At 65.7% G+C, this 16,103-nt stretch carries 14 protein-coding genes; 8 read left to right on the top strand and 6 right to left on the bottom strand.

The window, feature by feature from the left end:
* The coding region (gene hemC, locus VIG90_RS03005; protein WP_331591951.1) for a hydroxymethylbilane synthase at positions 1-852 on the bottom strand (852 nt) is incomplete at its 3' end.
* 55 nt (positions 853-907) lie between these two features.
* On the opposite strand from hemC, the gene tsaD reads away from it, so the two are divergent.
* From tsaD to VIG90_RS02985, 4 genes are all read left to right on the top strand, one after another.
* The gene (gene tsaD / locus VIG90_RS03000) at positions 908-1,963 is read left to right on the top strand and encodes a tRNA (adenosine(37)-N6)-threonylcarbamoyltransferase complex transferase subunit TsaD (protein WP_331591950.1); all 1,056 of its coding nucleotides are present in this window, start codon (positions 908-910) and stop codon (positions 1,961-1,963) included.
* A 22-nt stretch (positions 1,964-1,985) separates the two neighbouring features.
* Positions 1,986-2,981, top strand: a complete 996-nt coding sequence (locus VIG90_RS02995) for an NAD(P)H-dependent glycerol-3-phosphate dehydrogenase (RefSeq protein ID WP_331591949.1) — start codon at positions 1,986-1,988, stop codon at positions 2,979-2,981.
* A gap of 188 nt (positions 2,982-3,169) precedes the next feature.
* Positions 3,170-4,684: a murein biosynthesis integral membrane protein MurJ gene (gene murJ / locus VIG90_RS02990; RefSeq protein ID WP_331591948.1), complete on the top strand. Its 1,515-nt coding sequence runs from the start codon at positions 3,170-3,172 to the stop codon at positions 4,682-4,684.
* A 57-nt stretch (positions 4,685-4,741) separates the two neighbouring features.
* Complete coding sequence (locus VIG90_RS02985; RefSeq protein WP_331591947.1) at positions 4,742-5,047, top strand: hypothetical protein; 306 nt, start codon at positions 4,742-4,744, stop codon at positions 5,045-5,047.
* 79 nt (positions 5,048-5,126) lie between these two features.
* Here VIG90_RS02985 and VIG90_RS02980 read toward each other — a convergent pair whose 3' ends face one another.
* The 3 genes from VIG90_RS02980 to VIG90_RS02970 all read right to left on the bottom strand — a co-directional run bounded on the left by VIG90_RS02980 (position 5,127) and on the right by VIG90_RS02970 (position 9,698).
* Positions 5,127-6,362, bottom strand: a complete 1,236-nt coding sequence (locus VIG90_RS02980) for an MFS transporter (protein WP_331591952.1) — start codon at positions 6,360-6,362, stop codon at positions 5,127-5,129.
* Between the two features lie 214 nt (positions 6,363-6,576).
* Positions 6,577-8,814: a TonB-dependent receptor gene (locus tag VIG90_RS02975; protein WP_331591946.1), complete on the bottom strand. Its 2,238-nt coding sequence runs from the start codon at positions 8,812-8,814 to the stop codon at positions 6,577-6,579.
* Complete coding sequence (locus VIG90_RS02970; protein ID WP_331591945.1) at positions 8,811-9,698, bottom strand: alpha/beta hydrolase; 888 nt, start codon at positions 9,696-9,698, stop codon at positions 8,811-8,813. The genes VIG90_RS02975 and VIG90_RS02970 overlap by 4 nt, the downstream gene beginning before the upstream one ends.
* Positions 9,699-9,884: 186 nt before the next feature.
* On the opposite strand from VIG90_RS02970, the gene VIG90_RS02965 reads away from it, so the two are divergent.
* From VIG90_RS02965 to VIG90_RS02955, 3 genes are all read left to right on the top strand, one after another.
* Entirely contained in the window at positions 9,885-10,487 is a 603-nt protein-coding gene (locus VIG90_RS02965; RefSeq protein ID WP_331591944.1) for a TetR/AcrR family transcriptional regulator, read from the top strand.
* Between the two features lie 151 nt (positions 10,488-10,638).
* Positions 10,639-12,153, top strand: coding sequence for a long-chain fatty acid--CoA ligase (locus VIG90_RS02960; protein ID WP_331591943.1), 1,515 nt, complete (start codon positions 10,639-10,641; stop codon positions 12,151-12,153).
* On the top strand, positions 12,150-12,950 hold the full coding sequence (locus VIG90_RS02955) for a MaoC/PaaZ C-terminal domain-containing protein (RefSeq protein WP_331591942.1): 801 nt from the start codon (positions 12,150-12,152) through the stop codon (positions 12,948-12,950). Before VIG90_RS02960 ends, VIG90_RS02955 begins: the two co-directional genes overlap by 4 nt.
* A gap of 10 nt (positions 12,951-12,960) precedes the next feature.
* Here VIG90_RS02955 and VIG90_RS02950 read toward each other — a convergent pair whose 3' ends face one another.
* Positions 12,961-14,769, bottom strand: a complete 1,809-nt coding sequence (locus VIG90_RS02950) for a cation:proton antiporter (RefSeq protein ID WP_331591941.1) — start codon at positions 14,767-14,769, stop codon at positions 12,961-12,963.
* Positions 14,770-14,994: 225 nt separating this feature from the next.
* Between VIG90_RS02950 and arfB the strand changes: the two genes are divergently transcribed.
* Positions 14,995-15,417: an alternative ribosome rescue aminoacyl-tRNA hydrolase ArfB gene (gene arfB, locus VIG90_RS02945; RefSeq protein ID WP_331591940.1), complete on the top strand. Its 423-nt coding sequence runs from the start codon at positions 14,995-14,997 to the stop codon at positions 15,415-15,417.
* A 90-nt stretch (positions 15,418-15,507) separates the two neighbouring features.
* On the opposite strand, the gene VIG90_RS02940 is transcribed toward arfB, so the two are convergent.
* The coding region (locus VIG90_RS02940; RefSeq protein WP_331591939.1) for a GDSL-type esterase/lipase family protein at positions 15,508-16,103 on the bottom strand (596 nt) is incomplete at its 5' end.

Here is a 16,103-nt window from a genome sequence, read left to right as displayed (position 1 = left end):
TTCTGGCGCGCCCTGCGACTGGCCCTCCACATGGTGCGAGCCGTCAGGCGTCAAGACCTGCCCCTTCATCAGCACCGTGCCGTCTGCCTGAAGCGTTGCCAGCGCCGCGATGGGCGTGCGGCAGGAGCCATCCAGCCGGGCAAGGAACGCCCGCTCGGCGGCGACACACAGCGCCGTCTCCGCATGATTCATGGCGGCAACCGCGCTTTGGGCGAACTCATCGCCCGTGCGCACGGTCACGCCAATGGCGGCCTGAGCCGGAGCGGGCAGCATGGCTTCGATCGAGACAGCCGCGCCCACGTGATCCATCCCCAAGCGGCGCAACCCGGCGGCGGCCAGCAGGGTGGCGTCCGCCTCGCCGCGGGCCAGCTTATCGAGCCGGGTCTGCACGTTGCCGCGGAAGGGGACGATGACAAAATCAGGCCGCAGCAGCTTCATTTGCGCGCCGCGCCGCAAACTGGAGGTGCCGATTCGCGCGCCGTGCGGCAAATCTTCCACAGATTTTGCGTTGGGGGCGATCAGCCGATCGCGCACATCTTCGCGCGGAAGAATGGCGGCGAGGATCATTGCGCCCGGCAGACGGGTCGGCACGTCCTTCATGGAATGGACGGCAAGATCGATGCGGCCATCGAGCAGCGCCTCGTCCAACTCCTTGGTGAACAGGCCTTTACCGCCGAATTCCGCCAGCGGCTTGTCCTGAATGCGGTCGCCGCTGGTCTTGAACACAGCGATCTCGACCTGCTCCGCAGACCAGCCCAGATGCGCCGCCACACCAGCCTGCACCATGTGGGCCTGGGCCAGCGCCAGCGGGCTGCCGCGCGTTCCAATGACGAGTTTAGACTTGGGGGTCACTCAACACCTCTGATAAGCGTGCGCCGGTATATAGTGCTCTCTGGCAGTGAATGAAATGGCGCGTGAGTGGACAGTATTAGGGCTCGAATCGAGCTGTGACGAGACGGCTGCGGCAATCATCCGCTCCGACCGGACGATTCTGGCCAATCTTGTAGCCGGTCAGGAAGAGGAGCACCGGCCCTACGGCGGCGTGGTTCCCGAGATCGCCGCCCGCGCACATGCGGACAAACTGGCCCCGCTGGTGCAGCAGGCCCTCAGCGATGCGGGCCTGACCCTGAACGACATCGACGCGATCGCGGCAACCGCGGGCCCGGGGCTGATCGGCGGCGTGATGGTGGGTCTCGTCACCGGCAAGGCGCTGGCGCTGGCGGCCGGCAAGCCGCTGGTGGCGGTGAATCACCTTGAGGGACATGCCCTCTCCCCGCGCCTCGTGGCTGACGTGGAGTTCCCCTACATGCTGCTGCTCGTCTCCGGCGGGCACTGCCAGCTGCTGGAAGTGCGCGGCGTCGGTCAGTTCCGGCGTCTCGGCACCACCATTGACGACGCGGCGGGCGAGGCCTTCGACAAGGTGGCCAAGCTCCTGAAGCTGGGCTTCCCCGGCGGCCCAAGGGTGGAAAAGGCCGCCCGCAACGGCGACGTGAAGCGCTTCCCCCTGCCCCGCCCCCTCAAGGGCACGGCCGAGCCGCACTTCTCCTTTGCCGGCCTCAAGACCGCCGTGCTGCGCGAGGTGGAGAAACTGGGCGCTGAGCCGACGGAACAGGACAAGGCTGACCTTGCCGCCTCCTTCCAGGCGGCGGTGGTTGACTGCATCATCGACCGCACGAAAAAGGCGCTGGCCATGGCACCGCAGGTGACGGCACTGGTGGTCGGCGGCGGCGTTGCCGCCAACACCGCCATTCGCACGGCGCTGACGGAGCTGGCGACCTCAAAGGGCCTGCCCTTCGTTGCACCGCCGCACTGGCTTTGCACCGACAACGCGGCCATGATCGCGTGGGCCGGACTGGAGCGGCTGAAGCTGGGCCTGACCGACCCGCTGGACGTTCCCGCACGGGCACGCTGGCCGCTGGACCAATCCGCCCCCAAAGCGCCGGGCGCGGGTGTGAAGGCGTAAGCAGAAAACACAAGAGGATGGCATGACGGCGATTGAGACGATCGGCATTGTGGGCGCAGGCGCGTGGGGCACGGCGCTGGCGCAGGTGGCAGCCCGCGCAGGCCGCCGCGTGACGATCTGGGCGCGCGAGCCGGAAGTGGCCGAAAGCATCAACACTGCCCACGAGAACAGCCTGTTCCTGAAGGGCGTGCCGCTCGACCCCGCCATTTGCGCCACCAACACGCTTGCGGATCTGGCAGACGTTGACGCTCTGCTCATCGTCACGCCGGCGCAGTTCCTGCGGCCGACGCTGGCTGAACTCTCCGTCCACCTGCCGCAGACGACGCCCATCGTTCTCTGCTCCAAGGGCATCGAGCAGGGCACCGGCCTTCTGATGACCGAAGTGTGCGCCGCCGTTGCGGGCGCGCACCCGCTCGCCGTGCTCTCCGGTCCAACCTTCGCCGGGGAAGTGGCCAAGGGCCTGCCCACCGCCATCACCCTTGCCTGCGCGGACGAAGCGCTGGGCGGCAAGTTCTGCGCCGCCGTCGGCCTGCCCACCTTCCGGCCCTACTGGTCGGCGGACGTCATCGGCGCGGAAGTGGGTGGCGCGGTCAAGAACGTGCTTGCCATCGCCTGCGGCATCGCCGAGGGCAAGCAGCTGGGCGAGAACGCCCGCGCCGCGCTCATCACTCGCGGCTTTGCCGAGATGATCCGCTTCGGCAAGGCCAAGGGCGCGCAGTACGAAACCCTCGCCGGGCTGTGCGGTCTTGGCGACCTCATCCTCACCTGCTCGTCCACCCAGTCGCGCAACATGAGCCTCGGCTACGCCATCGGTCAGGGCCGCCGGATGAACGACATCCTCGCCGAGCGCAAGACCGTGGCCGAAGGCGCCTACACCGCCCCCGTGCTGCTGGAGACCGCGCAGAAGCTGGGCGTAGACATGCCGATCACCGAAGCCGTTGTGCAGCTGCTCTACCACGACGCTGATGTGGACACCGTGATCGGCGCGCTGCTCAGCCGCCCGTTTCGCCCTGAGTGAGGGCTGGTTTTCTCAAAATGATTTTTTGCAGGGGTCTTGGCCCCCTGCACTCCATTCGTTTTTGGGCCGCGCCCTTCATGCCGCGCACGCCTGAGTAAGTAACGGGGGCGCGGGGGCTGAGTCCCCGCAAAACCCAAGGCGCTAAGGGCAAGAAGCACCACTCCCCAAGGCAGGATACCGAAACACACATGCGCAAGCAGATCAGCCGGGTTGCAAGCTGGACGATGCTGAGCCGCATCGCCGGGTTTGTGCGGGACATCATCATGGCCGCGGTGCTGGGCGCCGGGCCCATCGCCGATGCGTTTCTGGTGGCGTTTCGCCTGCCGAACCACTTCCGCGCCATCTTTGCCGAAGGGGCGGTGTCCACGGCCTATGTGCCCGCCTACACCCGCGTGCGCACGCAGGGCGGGCCGGAGGCGGCGCGACGGTTCGCCGATTCCGTGTTCGGGTGGCAGCTGATCGTGCAGGTGGTGTTTCTGGGCGCGGCGCTGGTGGCAACGCCGTGGCTGATCACCCTGCTCGCCCCCGGTTTCACGGATGATCCGGCCAAGTTCCAGCTGGCGGAGGAACTGACGCGTATCACCTTCCCGTCCCTGCTGCTGATTTCATGCATGACGCTGCTGGCGGGCAACCTGAACGCGGTGGAGCGCTTCTCGGCGGCGGCTGCCGCGCCGGTGCTGATGAACCTGTGCATGATCGCGGGGCTGGTCAGCTGGCAGTGGTTTCCAACGGTTGGCCATGCTGCCGCGTGGGGCGTGCTGGCCTCCGGCCTTGCCCAGTTCCTGCTGGTGTGGTGGGCGGCCAACCGCGCGGGCGTCGGCCCCGGCCTTGCCCGCCCCCAGCTGGACGAGGATACGCGCAAGTTCTTCCGGGCGCTTGGCCCGGCGGTCATCGGCTCCATGGGCGTGCAGGTGGCGATGTTCGCGGACACCATCATCGCCAGCTTCCTCTCGGACGGCGCGCTTTCGGCGCTCTATTATGCTGACCGCATCAACCAGCTTCCCATCGGCGTCATCGGCATTGCGGCGGGCACGGTGGTGCTGCCGCAGATGGCCAAGAAGCTGGCGGCGGGCGACGAAGACGGCGCCAGGGCCGCGCAGAACCGGGCGATGGAATTTACCCTGCTGCTGGCCGCGCCCTGCGTGGTCGCCTTTCTGCTGATCCCGGATCTCATCATGACCGCGCTGTTCCAGCGGGGGAAGTTTGATGCGGCTGCCGCTCAGGCGGCTGGCGCGACACTGGCGGCCTACGCGGTGGGTCTGGTGGCTTTCGTGCTGATCCGCAGCGCCGTTGCCAGCTTCTACGCGCGCGGGGACACCAAGACGCCGCTCTATGCCTCGCTCACGGGCATTGCCGCCAATGTGGCCCTGAAAGTGGCGCTGATGGGCAGTTTCGCGCAGGTGGGACTGGCGCTGGCAACCTCCGTTGGCGCATGGATCAACGTTGGTCTTGTGATCTTCCTTGCCCGCAAACGCGGGTTTTTCGCCATCGACTCGCGGTTCCGCCGCAGCGCCATCGTGATTGCCTTGGCGTCTCTCAGTCTGGCCGTTGTGTTGTGGGCAGGACGGGAGTGGTTCCCTGAACTCACTAGAAACCTATCAGTTCTGAGAGCAGAAATGACCCTGGCTCTGCTTGGTCTTGTTGGCGGGCTTACTTACGCAGGATTTGTCTGGAAGGGGCTGTACTCGCGCCGAAAAATGTGAGTTAATGTGACAATAATAAGAAAAGCATTCGTCATAAAAATATACGGGGAGATGACAATGCTGGGGAGAATGACGAGAATCGTGTGCCTTGCGGCCACGATGACTTCGGTCGGCTTCATCGGCTCGGCCCATGCACAGTCCATGGATATGATGAGCGCGCTCATGATGTCCAACCGGTTCGTGACTCCGGCTGCTCAATATCAGCCCGTCTCGTTCACGTCTGAGGACACCGCCAAAGCAACGGATAACAAGGCCCCCTCGCGTGCCGCCGCGCCATCTGATCGCGCAGCCGTGAAGGCCAACGCCCAAACTCGCCACGCGGACGCGTCGCTGCGCCCGGCCAAGGCTTCCGACCCGCGCTGACACGGGTACGGAGATAGGGTAACATCCCGGCTGGCCGCCCCTTGGGGCGGCCTTTTTTATGTGCGGAAAAGCAGGTCTCTTACCGGTGCCAGTCCCGCGCCAGACGGCGGGAGGCAAACCAGAACAGGGCGGCGCTGACCAGATAGAACAGCAGGCCGGTGAGGATGGCGTACCGCAGCGATTCATCGCCGAAGCGGGCGTTCAGAATGTCAGACAGCGCGCCGAGGAACAGCGTGCCGAAGCCGATGCCGATCAGATTGTTGATGAACAGGAAGATGGCCGAGGCGGTGGTGCGCATGTTGGGCGCAACCAGATGCTGCACCGCCGTGATGATGGGTCCCAGCCAGGTCAGGCCCAGCGCCTGCGGGATGAGGAACAGCACGAAGGTGAGCGGCAGCCAGGAGGACATGACGCCCGCCGCATAGCAGGGCGCGGCCATGACGAAGGCGATGGCGGGAATACGGGCGTAGGCACCCGGATTGTTCGGCCCGGCCTTGTCTCCGAGCCATGCGCCGACCCAGATGCCGATCAGGCCGCCGATCATCACGATGGAGCCGAAGAACAGCGAGGCATCCATCAGGGACATGTCATAGGTGCGCTGGAAGAAGGACGGCAGCCAGAAGAACAGGCCATAACCCATGATGGAGCAGCTGGCAGCACCGAACGACAGCGCCCAGAAGCTGGGCTTCTGCCCGAGGATCTTCAGGGCCTCGCCAAAGGTCGGCCGACGTTCTTCCATCCCGGTTTCAGGTGCCGTTTTCGGTGCAGCGTCCAGCCCGCCGCGCTTCGGCTCGCGCACCGTCAGGCGGAACAGCGGAGCCAGCGCGACGCCGACGAGGCCCACGACGATGAACGCCATGCGCCAGTCCACCTTGGTGGCGATCCAGCCGCCAAGGAAAATGCCGAGCGCCGAGCCCACCGGAATGCCGAAGGAATAAACGCCAAGCGCCCGCGCCCGCTCATGCGGGGGGAAATAGTCTGTGATGATGGAGTATGATGGAGCAACGCCGCCTGCCTCGCCCACGCCAACGCCAAGCCGGCACAGGAACAGCTGCCAGAACGTCTGCGCGAAGCCGCACAGGGCGGTGAAGCCGCTCCACAGCGTGAGCGCGATGGTCATGATCCAGGTGCGGCTGGTGCGATCCGCGACCCATGCGATGGGAATGCCGAGCGCGGTGTAGAACAGCGCAAACGCCAGCCCGCCCATGAGGCCGAGCTGGGTGTCGGACAGATTGAGTTCGGCTTTGATGGGCCCGGCCAGAATGCCGATGATCTGCCGGTCGATGAAGTTGAAGGTGTAGACCAGGATGAGCATGGCCAGCACGAAGAAGCGATAGTTCCCCGCAGGCCGTGCCGCCTCCGGGCCTGTATCCGGAAGGCCTCCGGCGCGTGCTGTCTGTTCCATGGGCATCCTGCACTCTTTCTGTCGATACGACGAACGCTGAAGCAACCTGTATCAGAAAAAAGGAAGCCGCCGCCCTGTTTGCTTTTGACTTGCCGGCGGCGGCTTCCCCTCCCCTAACACATTTCTAGAACCGGAATTCCACGGTGCCGGTGACGGTGCGCGGCGGGCCGTAGAAGGCGATGATCGAATCGTCGAACAGCGCGCCCGGGAAGTTGTAGCCGCCGATGCGGTACTTCTTGTTGGTCAGGTTCTTGCCGTGCACGCCCACCTGCCAGCGATCGCTTGCTGAGGTCCACACCAGGCTCAGGTCCACCAGCGCGAACTTCTTCTGGTCGAGCGCCGGGTTGGCGAACTCGAACATGTGGTAGGCGCTGCGGTAGGCGGTGGACTGGGTGAGTGTGATCTCGCTGCCGCCTTCCAGTTCGCGGTTGTAGGTCAGCGTCAGGTTGCCGTTCCACTTCGGCGTGTTCTGGAACACCCGGGTGTCCGCCACGTCGATGTACTGGCCGGAGGCCAGATCATAGAACAGGAATTCCTTGAACTTCGCGTCGGTGTAGCCGACCGCCCAGCTGGCCGAGAAGTTGTCGGTGAGAACGGCGCGGCCTTCCAGTTCCAGACCCCAGATGCGCGATGCGCCGACGTTGTCGACGAAGCTGGCGATGCCGCCCGGCGCCGCCACCTGCGTGGTGACCTGCTGGCCCTTGTAGTCGGAATAGAAGGCGGCGAAGTTCAGCGTCAGGCGGCGGTCAAGGAAGTTGCCCTTGAAGCCCAGTTCGTAGCTGTCCACGATTTCCGGATCATAGCCGTTCACCGTGTTCGGCGTGAAGATGGCATCGCCGCGCATGTCGAAGCCGCCGGACTTGAAGCCGCGGCTGTAGGAGACATAGCCCATCATGTCGTCGGTGAAGTCATAGTTCAGGCCGACGCGCGGGGTGAACTCCTCGAAGGTGCGCTCGTTGGTGTAGTCCGTGCGCACGCGGAACTGGACGGAGTTCGGGTTGCCGAACTCGGGCGAGCGGATGCCGAGGTAGTCGGCGCGCAGCACCGTGCCTTCCTTCTTGTCGCGGGTGTAGCGGCCACCCACTGACAGGGCGAGCTGCTCGGTCAGGTCATAGCTCACGTCGGCGAAGGCGGCGAAGCTCTTGGTGTCCACCGAACCGGACGTGAGCGTGGTGAGACCCGCCCCGCCGAGCACGGTGTCGAACGCGCCGGATGCGGTTGCATCCATGTAGTAGACGCCGGCCACGGCCTGCATCCGCTCGCCGGTATAGAGCAGCTGCAATTCCTGCGTGAACTGGTCGTCCTTGTAGAAGGCGGGAATGTCCAGCGTCGGCAGCGGCGTGTTGTCGAAGTCGATGTCGGTATCGCTCTCGCCCTCGCGATAGGCGGTGATCGACTTCACGGTCCAGGTGTCGTTGACGTTCCACTCGCCCAGCAGGGAGACGCCTTGGGTGATAACCTCGTTCTTGTCGCCCACGCCGGCGCGGGTGTCGTACACGTCATCGATCACGCCCGAATCCGGGGTCAGGCCGGCGACCTCGCGGTGGCCGTGACGCGGGTTGGAGTCGTCATCGGTGCGGTCGGCCGCGATGCGGAAGAACAGGGTGTCGGACGGGGTGATCTCGACGCTGAGGCGGCCGGCGATCACGTCCTTGTTATAGTGCTCGGCGCCCGTGTACAGGTTCTTGCCGTAGCCGTCGCGCTTGTAGACGGCAAAGGCGCCGCCCACGGAGATGATGTCGTTCAGCGGCACGTCGCCCGAGAGCACCAGCTCCTTCTGGTCATAGCTGCCGTAGGCGGCGCGGGCCTTGAAGTTGGGTTCGCTGCCGAGACGCTTGGTCACGTACTTGACCGCGCCACCGATGGTGTTGCGGCCGTAGAGCGTGCCCTGGGGGCCGCGCAGAACTTCGATGCGCTCGATGTCAAAAATGTCGAGCACCGCACCCTGCGGGCGGGCGATATACACGTCATCCACATACAGGCCCACGCCCGGCTCGAAGCCCCACAGCGGATCCTGCTGGCCGACGCCGCGAATGAAGGCGATGAGCGTGGAGTTGGAGCCGCGCGCCACCTGCATGGTCATGTTGGGGGCGGTATATTGCAGCGTGGTCAGGTCTGCGGCGCCGCGCATGTTCATGTCGTCCGCGGTGAAGGCCGAAACGGCCACCGGCACGTCCTGCAGCGTTTCCGCGCGGCGGCGGGCGGTGACGACGATGTCACCTAATTCGCCGGATTGCATGCTCGCCGTCTGGGTGGCGGCCTGATCCGCCTGTGCCATCGCAACCGGTGCTGCGGCGAGCGCGGCGCTGGCCGCACCCGCCTGAAGCAGCACCTTCATCGCCTGCCTGGAGCTGATGATCATGATTTTCTCCCCTTGATGCTTTTATCGTCGCTTTGGGCTGTGTTTCCGGTCATGGCGGCGCGGCGGCCCGAGCGGGCGAAGTCCGCCACCATGCGGTTGAAGGCGTCCGGCTCTTCCAGATGCGGCGCGTGGCCGGAGCGGCTGAAGGCACAGGCATGCGCCTGCGGCAGGTTCGCCGCGAGGAAGGCCGCAGTCTCGGGCGCGTAGAGCTGGCTGCGGAGACCGTGGGCGACCAGCGTCGGCGTCTCCAGCCGGGCCAGATCGGCGCGGTAGTCCTGCGCGATCATGGAAGACCACAGGCCCGCCATCACGGCGCCGTCGCTCCGGGCGATTTCCTGTTCCGCCCATTGAAGCAGGGCGGCCCGCTCCGCGTCATGGCCGCTGGCGAAGATGCGCCGGGCAATGCGCGGCGTGTAGCCCTGCCAATGATGACGCATGGCCGCCTCGGTGCGCGGGGAAAGACCAGACGACTGACTGCCCTTCAGGCCCAGATGCCAGTCCGGCCCGTTCAGGATGCGCGGGCTCATGTCGATGACCACATGGCCGCTGATGTGCTGGCCTGCCCCGGTCAGCAAGGCGGACCACACCGCCATCGCCCCCATGGACCAGCCGACGGCCACCGCGTCTTCCAGCGACAGGTGGCGGCATAGCGTGATCAGGTCCTGCGCAAGATGCTCGATGGTGAGGGGAGCCTTGCAGGCCGGGGAGCGGCGGTGGCCCGCCAGATCGAGGCTGATGACGCGGAATTCCCGTGCCAGCGCCGCGCGTTGGGGGCCGAAGAAATCAGCGTGCGTTGCCCATCCGTGTACGAACAGCAGCGGACGCCCCGCGCCTTCGTCATCAAAGACGAGCTTTCCGCCAGCCGTGTTCGCCAGTTCCGGCACGCTTCCCCCTTGAGGCTCCCCAAGACCAACCCGGCGGCTTTTGCTCTTTTCCGGGTGCGGAAAGGCCGGTTTGCGCGTCCGGCCCGTCCGATTTAATTCAAGCGTAACAATCTTGCTTTTCGAAACATGAGTCAACATTCAACTTCAGGGCTTGCGATGAACGCCAAGGCGCGTCACAGTGCAGCCATGCAAGACAAGGCACCTCGAACCGAAAGAGGCCGGCGCACGCTGCGCCGTTTGCTGGATGCCGCCGCCGCGGAATTCGGCGAGCGCGGCTTTCACGATGCGTCCATCAATGGGATCACGCAGCGGGCGGGCGCGGCGCTGGGCAGCTTCTATACCTACTTCGACAGCAAGGAAGAGGTGTTCCGGGCGCTGGTGAGCCACATGGGCCAGCTGACCCGCCAGTTCATCAGCGAGCGAATCGGCAGCGCGCCGGACCGGCTGACCGCCGAGCGCATGGGCATCGAGGCGTTCATCGAATTCGTGCGCGAACACAAGGACCTGTACCGCATCGTCATGGAGGCGCAGTTCGTTGCCGAGGATGCCTACCGGGCCTACTATCAGGTGTTCGAGGAAGCTTACCGGCGCAACCTGAAGGCTGCCGAAAGCCGGGGCGAAATCCGCGGCGGCCCCGCAGAAGAGCGCGCCTGGGCCCTCATCGGCATGAACGTGTTCCTCGGCCTGCGCTATGGCGTGTGGGAGGAAGACAAGAGCCCCGCCGAAGTGGCTGCCGCCGTGGCGGACATGCTCAACTTCGGTCTCAGCCCCAAGCCGGCCGAAGCCTGACGCTTGCTAATTCGCAACTTTTCTGCACGCAAGAGGCAGGCATTGCGAATGGAAATGCGCTATCAATGCGATGAAGCGTTGCCGGACAGTGTTTCGTCTGACTGAGTGTTGACGGGCTGGCTTCAGGCAGGGGGAGGCTCGGGGGTCTTACGTGGCTTTCGATCTGATCGACATTACCGCCAAGCGTGCTGTGCTGGGCGGCAACAGGCCCGCGCTTGTGAACATCGCAAGCGGGCGGACCGTTACCTACGCCCAGCTTGACGAGCGCGCCGCCCGGGTTGCGGGCATGCTTGCCCTCCACGGCATCAAGGCCGGGGACCGCGTCGCCATTCTCTGCCGCAACCGCATCGCCTTCTTCGAACTGCTGTTCGGCTGCGCCAAGCTGGGTGCCATTCTGGTGCCGCTCAACTGGCGGATGCCGCCCGCCGAACTACAGCCGCTGATTGAAGACTGCACGCCCGCGCTCATTGCGTTCGGAGAGGAGGATCAGGCCGCTGCCCTGGCCGTAGCCGGAGATATTCCCACCCTTGCGCTCGATGGCGCAACTGCGGCTGGCTACGAGGGGCGCATGGCCCGCGTTACCCCCATTCCCTGCCGGGACGTCTGGCCGCAGGACGAGGTCTGGTATCTGATCTACACCTCCGGCACGACCGGCAAGCCCAAGGCCGTGATCTATACCTACGGCATGGCCATGGCCAACTACGTCAATGTGAGTCAGGCCATCGACTTGCGGCAGGGCGAGACGACACTGAACTTTCTGCCCCTGTTCCACACGGCGGGCATCAACCTCTACACCCTTCCGGCCCTGATGAGCGGTGGGCAGGTGCTGGTAATGCCCAGCTTTGACGTAGACCGGCTGGTCGACCTGCTGGCGGCGGGGCGGCTGGATACGCTTTTTGCCGTGCCGACCGTTTACCAGCAGCTGAGCCTGCACCCGCGCTTCCATGAGATTGACCTCACCCGCGTGCGCCACTGGGGATGCGGCGGCGCACCGCTGAACGACTATCTGTTCGGGCTTTTCCTCGCGCGCGGCGTGCGGGTGTGCAACGGCATGGGCATGACTGAAACCGGGCCCACCGCCTTTCTCATGGACCCGGAGAATGCGCCGCTGAAGGTGGGCTCTGTGGGCAAGCCGCAGCTGCTCTGCCAGGTGCGCATCACCGGCTGGGACGGGCAGGATGTAGCGCAGGGCGAAACCGGGGAGATCTGGTTTCGCGGCCCGGGCATCACGCCCGGCTACTGGCACAAGCCCCACGAAACCGCCGATATTTTCGCTTCCGGCGACTGGCTGCGCTCGGGCGATATCGGCTGGCAGGACGAGGACGGCTATTACTACGTCGCGGGACGTATCAAGGACATGTTCATCTCGGGCGGGGAGAACATCTACCCGGCCGAGGTGGAGAACGTGCTGATGCAGCATCCGGCAATTCTGGAAGCGGCAGTGGTCGGCGCCCCCGACCCCCAGTGGGGAGAGGTTGGCCGCGCCTTTCTGGTGCTGCGCCCCGGCGCGGCGCGGCCCGACCCGGATGAGCTTCTCATCTTCTGCCGGGAGCGGCTGGCGGCGTTCAAGGTACCGAAAAGCTTCCGGGTCGTGCCCGATCTTCCCCGCACCGCCGCCGGCAAGATCCAGAAGCATCTGCTGCGCCAGGAAGAGAGCGTCCTATGACTGGCCTTGTGGTGGAGCACATCTTCACCCAGAACGATTTCAACCGCTTCGCCGCGCTTTCGGGCGACGCCAACCCCATCCATGTGGACGCGAGCTTCGCCGCGCGAACCCGGTTCGGCCGCACCGTGGCCCATGGCGTGCTGCTGGAGACCATCCTGCGCGGGATGGCGGACAGGCTCGCCCCCGGACAGCGGGTAATGGAACAGGCGCTGCGCTTCTCCGCCCCTACCTTCGCCGATGAGCCCATGCGTTTCGAGGTGGCGGCGGAAAAGGTCGATGCGGATCAGCTGCGGCTCGCTCTCAGGATTTCCCGCGCAAGCGACGGCACCCTCACGTGCGACGGGCATATGGTGCTGGCGGGCAGCGCGACGCTCTTGCCCGACCTCACGGCAAAGCCCGCTGCATCCGCCAGCTTTGCGCCGTCCCCTCCGGGGCCTCTGGAATATGGGATGACCGCAGGACTTTCCCGCGGCTTTTCCCTTGATGACGTGACCGCCTGCACCGCCCTCGGAGGGCCTGCTCCTGCCCCCGGCATGGTACCGGAGCCGCTGATCGGCGCGCTGTTCTCGACCCTGCTCGGCATGGATCTGCCGGGTATCGGCACCAATTACCTGAAGCAGGAAACCACGTATCACGCCGCTGCCTGCACGGGTGAGCCGCTTTCGGCCCGGGTGGAAATCACCGGCCTGCGGCTGGAGAAGAACCTTGTTGATCTGTCTACCATTTGCCACGGCGCGGACGGCCGTCTGATCGCCGACGGCCGGGCGCTGGTATACGTGCGCGACGTAAAGCGCTGACCCTGTCCCCTCACCCCCCCGCTTCGCTTGACGGACCGGCGCGCCGCCGGGCGTGGGTACGCACCTGCCGGTCTGGCGCAAGGCTCTGGATTTCCTCCCGCAACTCCGCCCGCCGTTCGTGTACCGAGGCGATGACGCGGCCCATGGGGACGCCCAGATCAACCAGCAATGTCTCCCCCAGTTGCAGGCTGGCTTCCAGCGTTTCAGGCACCGCATCGGTCGCACCTGCCCGGTAGAGGCGCGCGGCCTGCTCCGCATCGCGCGCTCGGGCAACAATGAGCAGGTCCGGCCGCTCGGCGCGGGCAATCGCCACCAGCACCTCGACCGAGGCCGGATGGCCCATGGTCACCACCAGCCCCGCTGCCGTCTCGATGCCCGCATGGCGCAGGAAGTCGATGCGGGCCATGTCGCCGTAATAGACCGGCCGCCCTTGCCGGCGCAGCACCGCCACCAGCTCGGGGTCGCTGTCGATGGCGATGTAGCTGATGCGATGCGCTTCCAGAAGCGACGCCACCATCTGCCCGACGCGCCCGAACCCGGCGATGAGCACCTGCGGTGTCTCCCCATGCGGCACCGCCACCTGCGCCTCCTCCGGCAGGGCCGGATTGCGGGCGGCCGCGTTGTCGCCAATGAGGCGGCCCAGCCATTCCAGCACCGGGATCAGGGTCATGGTCAGCACGGTGAGCAGCAGCGCGTACTGCCCGGTCTCCGGCTCGACGAGGTTGTACCCCATCGCCAGCCCGAGGATGACGAAGGTGAACTCGCTGCCCGGCCCCAGCAGCAGCCCGGCGCGCAGCGCCGTGTGCCAGGGAATGCGGAACAGCCAGCCGAGCCCCGTCACGATGGCGGCCTTGAGGGCGATGAGCCCGATGACACCGCCTAGCACGCCGAGCGGATTGCTGATGGCAAGGCCCAGATTGGCGGAGAGGCCGATGGAAATCAGGAAGATGCCAAGCAGCAGACCCTTGAACGGCTCGATGCTGACCTCGATCTGGCGGCGGTATTCCGTCTCTGCCAGCAGCAGCCCGGCAATGAGCGCGCCCATGGCAAGAGACAGGCCGACGAAATAGGTGGTGAGGCTCGCCGTCATCACGATCAGGAGGCAGGCCGCCATGAACATCTCGGCGCTGCGGGTGGCGGCCACCATGCGGAACAGCGGACGCAGGATTCGCCGGCCTACAAGGATCAGGGCGGCCACGGCAATAATTGCCTCGATGATGCCGACTGCGAGCTGCTCGCCCATGTTCGCGGCCCGGCGCGAGGCGAGAACGCCGACGATGAACAGCACCGGGACCACCGCCACGTCCTGGAACAGCAGCACGGAAAAGGTGGTCCGGCCCAGCCCGGTTGCGATCTGGTGCCTTTCCGCCAGGACCTGAATGATGATGGCGGTGGACGACATGGCGAGGCCCAGCCCCAGCACGACGGCGGTCTTCATGGGCAGGCCGAAAGCAACCCCCGCGCCAATCAGCACCCCGGCGGACAGCACCACCTGCAACAGACCGATGCCGAAGATGAGGCGTTTCATGGTCATGATGCGCTCGAACGACAGCTCCAGCCCGATCATGAACATGAGCAGGATGACGCCCAGCTCCGCCACGCCATGGATGCCGGAGTGACCGGTAATCGTCATGTGACGCAGCCAGGGCATGTCATCCGCCAGCGCGCCGAGGCCGAATGGCCCCACCGCCATGCCGACGATCATGAACCCAAGCACCGAGCTGATGCGCAGGCGGTAGAACACCGGAACCACCAACCCCGCCGCGCACAGTACGATTGCCGCGTCCTTGAGGCTCAGCAGTTCCATTGCACCGTTCATAGCAACTCCCGGAAACTTCGACGCCCTGCCGCGCCGACATCCGGAACGGGGCCGAGTGCAGAGTCTCGCGCCGAAGGGGCCGATGCAAGCACAGGCGTTGCCGTGCCATGCTGTTTTTTTTGCGGCTCGGCCTCGCGCCGCCCTTGCCGGATGTGGCAAGGGCTGGCACCACCAATTCGTATTGCTGAATGACCGGCCGCTGGCCCGTGCCCAAGGTTGCCGCCCATGATCCCCGTCACCCGCCGCATCGTCCTTCAGGATGACGAAATCGAGGAAAACTTCATTCGGGCCTCCGGTCCGGGCGGACAGAACGTCAACAAGGTCTCGAGCGCGGTCCAGATCCGCTTCGATGCGCGCAACTCCCCAAGCCTGCCCGACGAGGTGTTCGAGCGGCTGGTGCGCATTGCAGGCAAGCGCATGACGCGCGAGGGCGTGATCGTCATTACCGCCCAGCGGTTCCGCAGTCAGGAGCGCAACCGGGAAGACGCCGTCGAGCGGCTGGTGGAGATGATCCGCGAGGCGACGGTGCGGCCCGTCATCCGGCGCGAGACCAAGCCCACCTACGGCAGCAAGCAGCGGCGGCTGGAATCCAAGACCAAGCGCGGACAGGTCAAATCCCTGCGGCAGAACAAGCCGGGCTACGACTGAGCCATCGGAACCGTCAGCCGGCCCGGAAACGCAGAAGCGCCGATCCGCACGCGGACCGGCGCTCCCGCAACGCACCCACGATTGCCCCCCTCAGGGAGCCAGCCGTGAGCGCAACTGCGGCATCAGGGCAGCAAGGTCATTGGCGACGAGGCGCGCGAAGATCGCCGCGCCCTCCGGCCCCAGATGCACATTGTCATGTTTCAGGGTGAAGCCATGCTGCGGGCTTTCAGGCCCGAGCGGCCTTGCGGCTTCAAGCGTTGAGAGCGGCTTCTCCCCCGGCGCGCGCTGAGCCAGCGTTGCCGGTGCCGCCTCCGGCCCCATGCGCTCCACCAGCGCCTCGGTGCGCGCGTTCATGTCAAGCAGCGGCACACCCAGATCCGCTGCCACCTTGCGGGTCTGGTCCGCGAACGGGGCGACGGCATTCTCCAGCGTGCCATCCGTATTGAACACCCACCGCACGGTCGGCGTCATCAGGATCGGGGTAGCGCCGGCCGCGCGAATGTCCGCCACGAACTTGCGCAGGTTGGCCGGGAACTCGGTTTCCAGTTCCACCCACCGGTCTGCCAGATGGCGGTGCGCATCATTATGGCCGAACTGGATCAGCACGTAGGTGTGGCGATACCCCGGCACGCCCGCCTCGCGCACCGCCAGATCCCACGACCCTTCCGCCTGATAGCTGCGGGTGG

Source organism: Pedomonas sp. (assembly GCF_036515995.1).
Lineage (GTDB): Bacteria > Pseudomonadota > Alphaproteobacteria > Sphingomonadales > Sphingomonadaceae > Pedomonas.
The sequence above is the reverse complement of the archived record's forward strand: the minus strand, read 5'-3'. Positions and strand labels throughout refer to the sequence as shown.

Coding starts and splice junctions, on each gene's coding strand:
- tsaD (WP_331591950.1), top strand. CDS start 908: ATGGCGCGTGAGTGGACAGTATTAGGGCTCGAATCGAGCTGTGACGAG.
- VIG90_RS02995 (WP_331591949.1), top strand. CDS start 1,986: ATGACGGCGATTGAGACGATCGGCATTGTGGGCGCAGGCGCGTGGGGC.
- murJ (WP_331591948.1), top strand. CDS start 3,170: ATGCGCAAGCAGATCAGCCGGGTTGCAAGCTGGACGATGCTGAGCCGC.
- VIG90_RS02985 (WP_331591947.1), top strand. CDS start 4,742: ATGCTGGGGAGAATGACGAGAATCGTGTGCCTTGCGGCCACGATGACT.
- VIG90_RS02980 (WP_331591952.1), bottom strand. CDS start 6,362: ATGCTCATCCTGGTCTACACCTTCAACTTCATCGACCGGCAGATCATC.
- VIG90_RS02975 (WP_331591946.1), bottom strand. CDS start 8,814: ATGATCATCAGCTCCAGGCAGGCGATGAAGGTGCTGCTTCAGGCGGGT.
- VIG90_RS02965 (WP_331591944.1), top strand. CDS start 9,885: ATGCAAGACAAGGCACCTCGAACCGAAAGAGGCCGGCGCACGCTGCGC.
- VIG90_RS02955 (WP_331591942.1), top strand. CDS start 12,150: ATGACTGGCCTTGTGGTGGAGCACATCTTCACCCAGAACGATTTCAAC.
- VIG90_RS02950 (WP_331591941.1), bottom strand. CDS start 14,769: ATGAACGGTGCAATGGAACTGCTGAGCCTCAAGGACGCGGCAATCGTA.
- arfB (WP_331591940.1), top strand. CDS start 14,995: ATGATCCCCGTCACCCGCCGCATCGTCCTTCAGGATGACGAAATCGAG.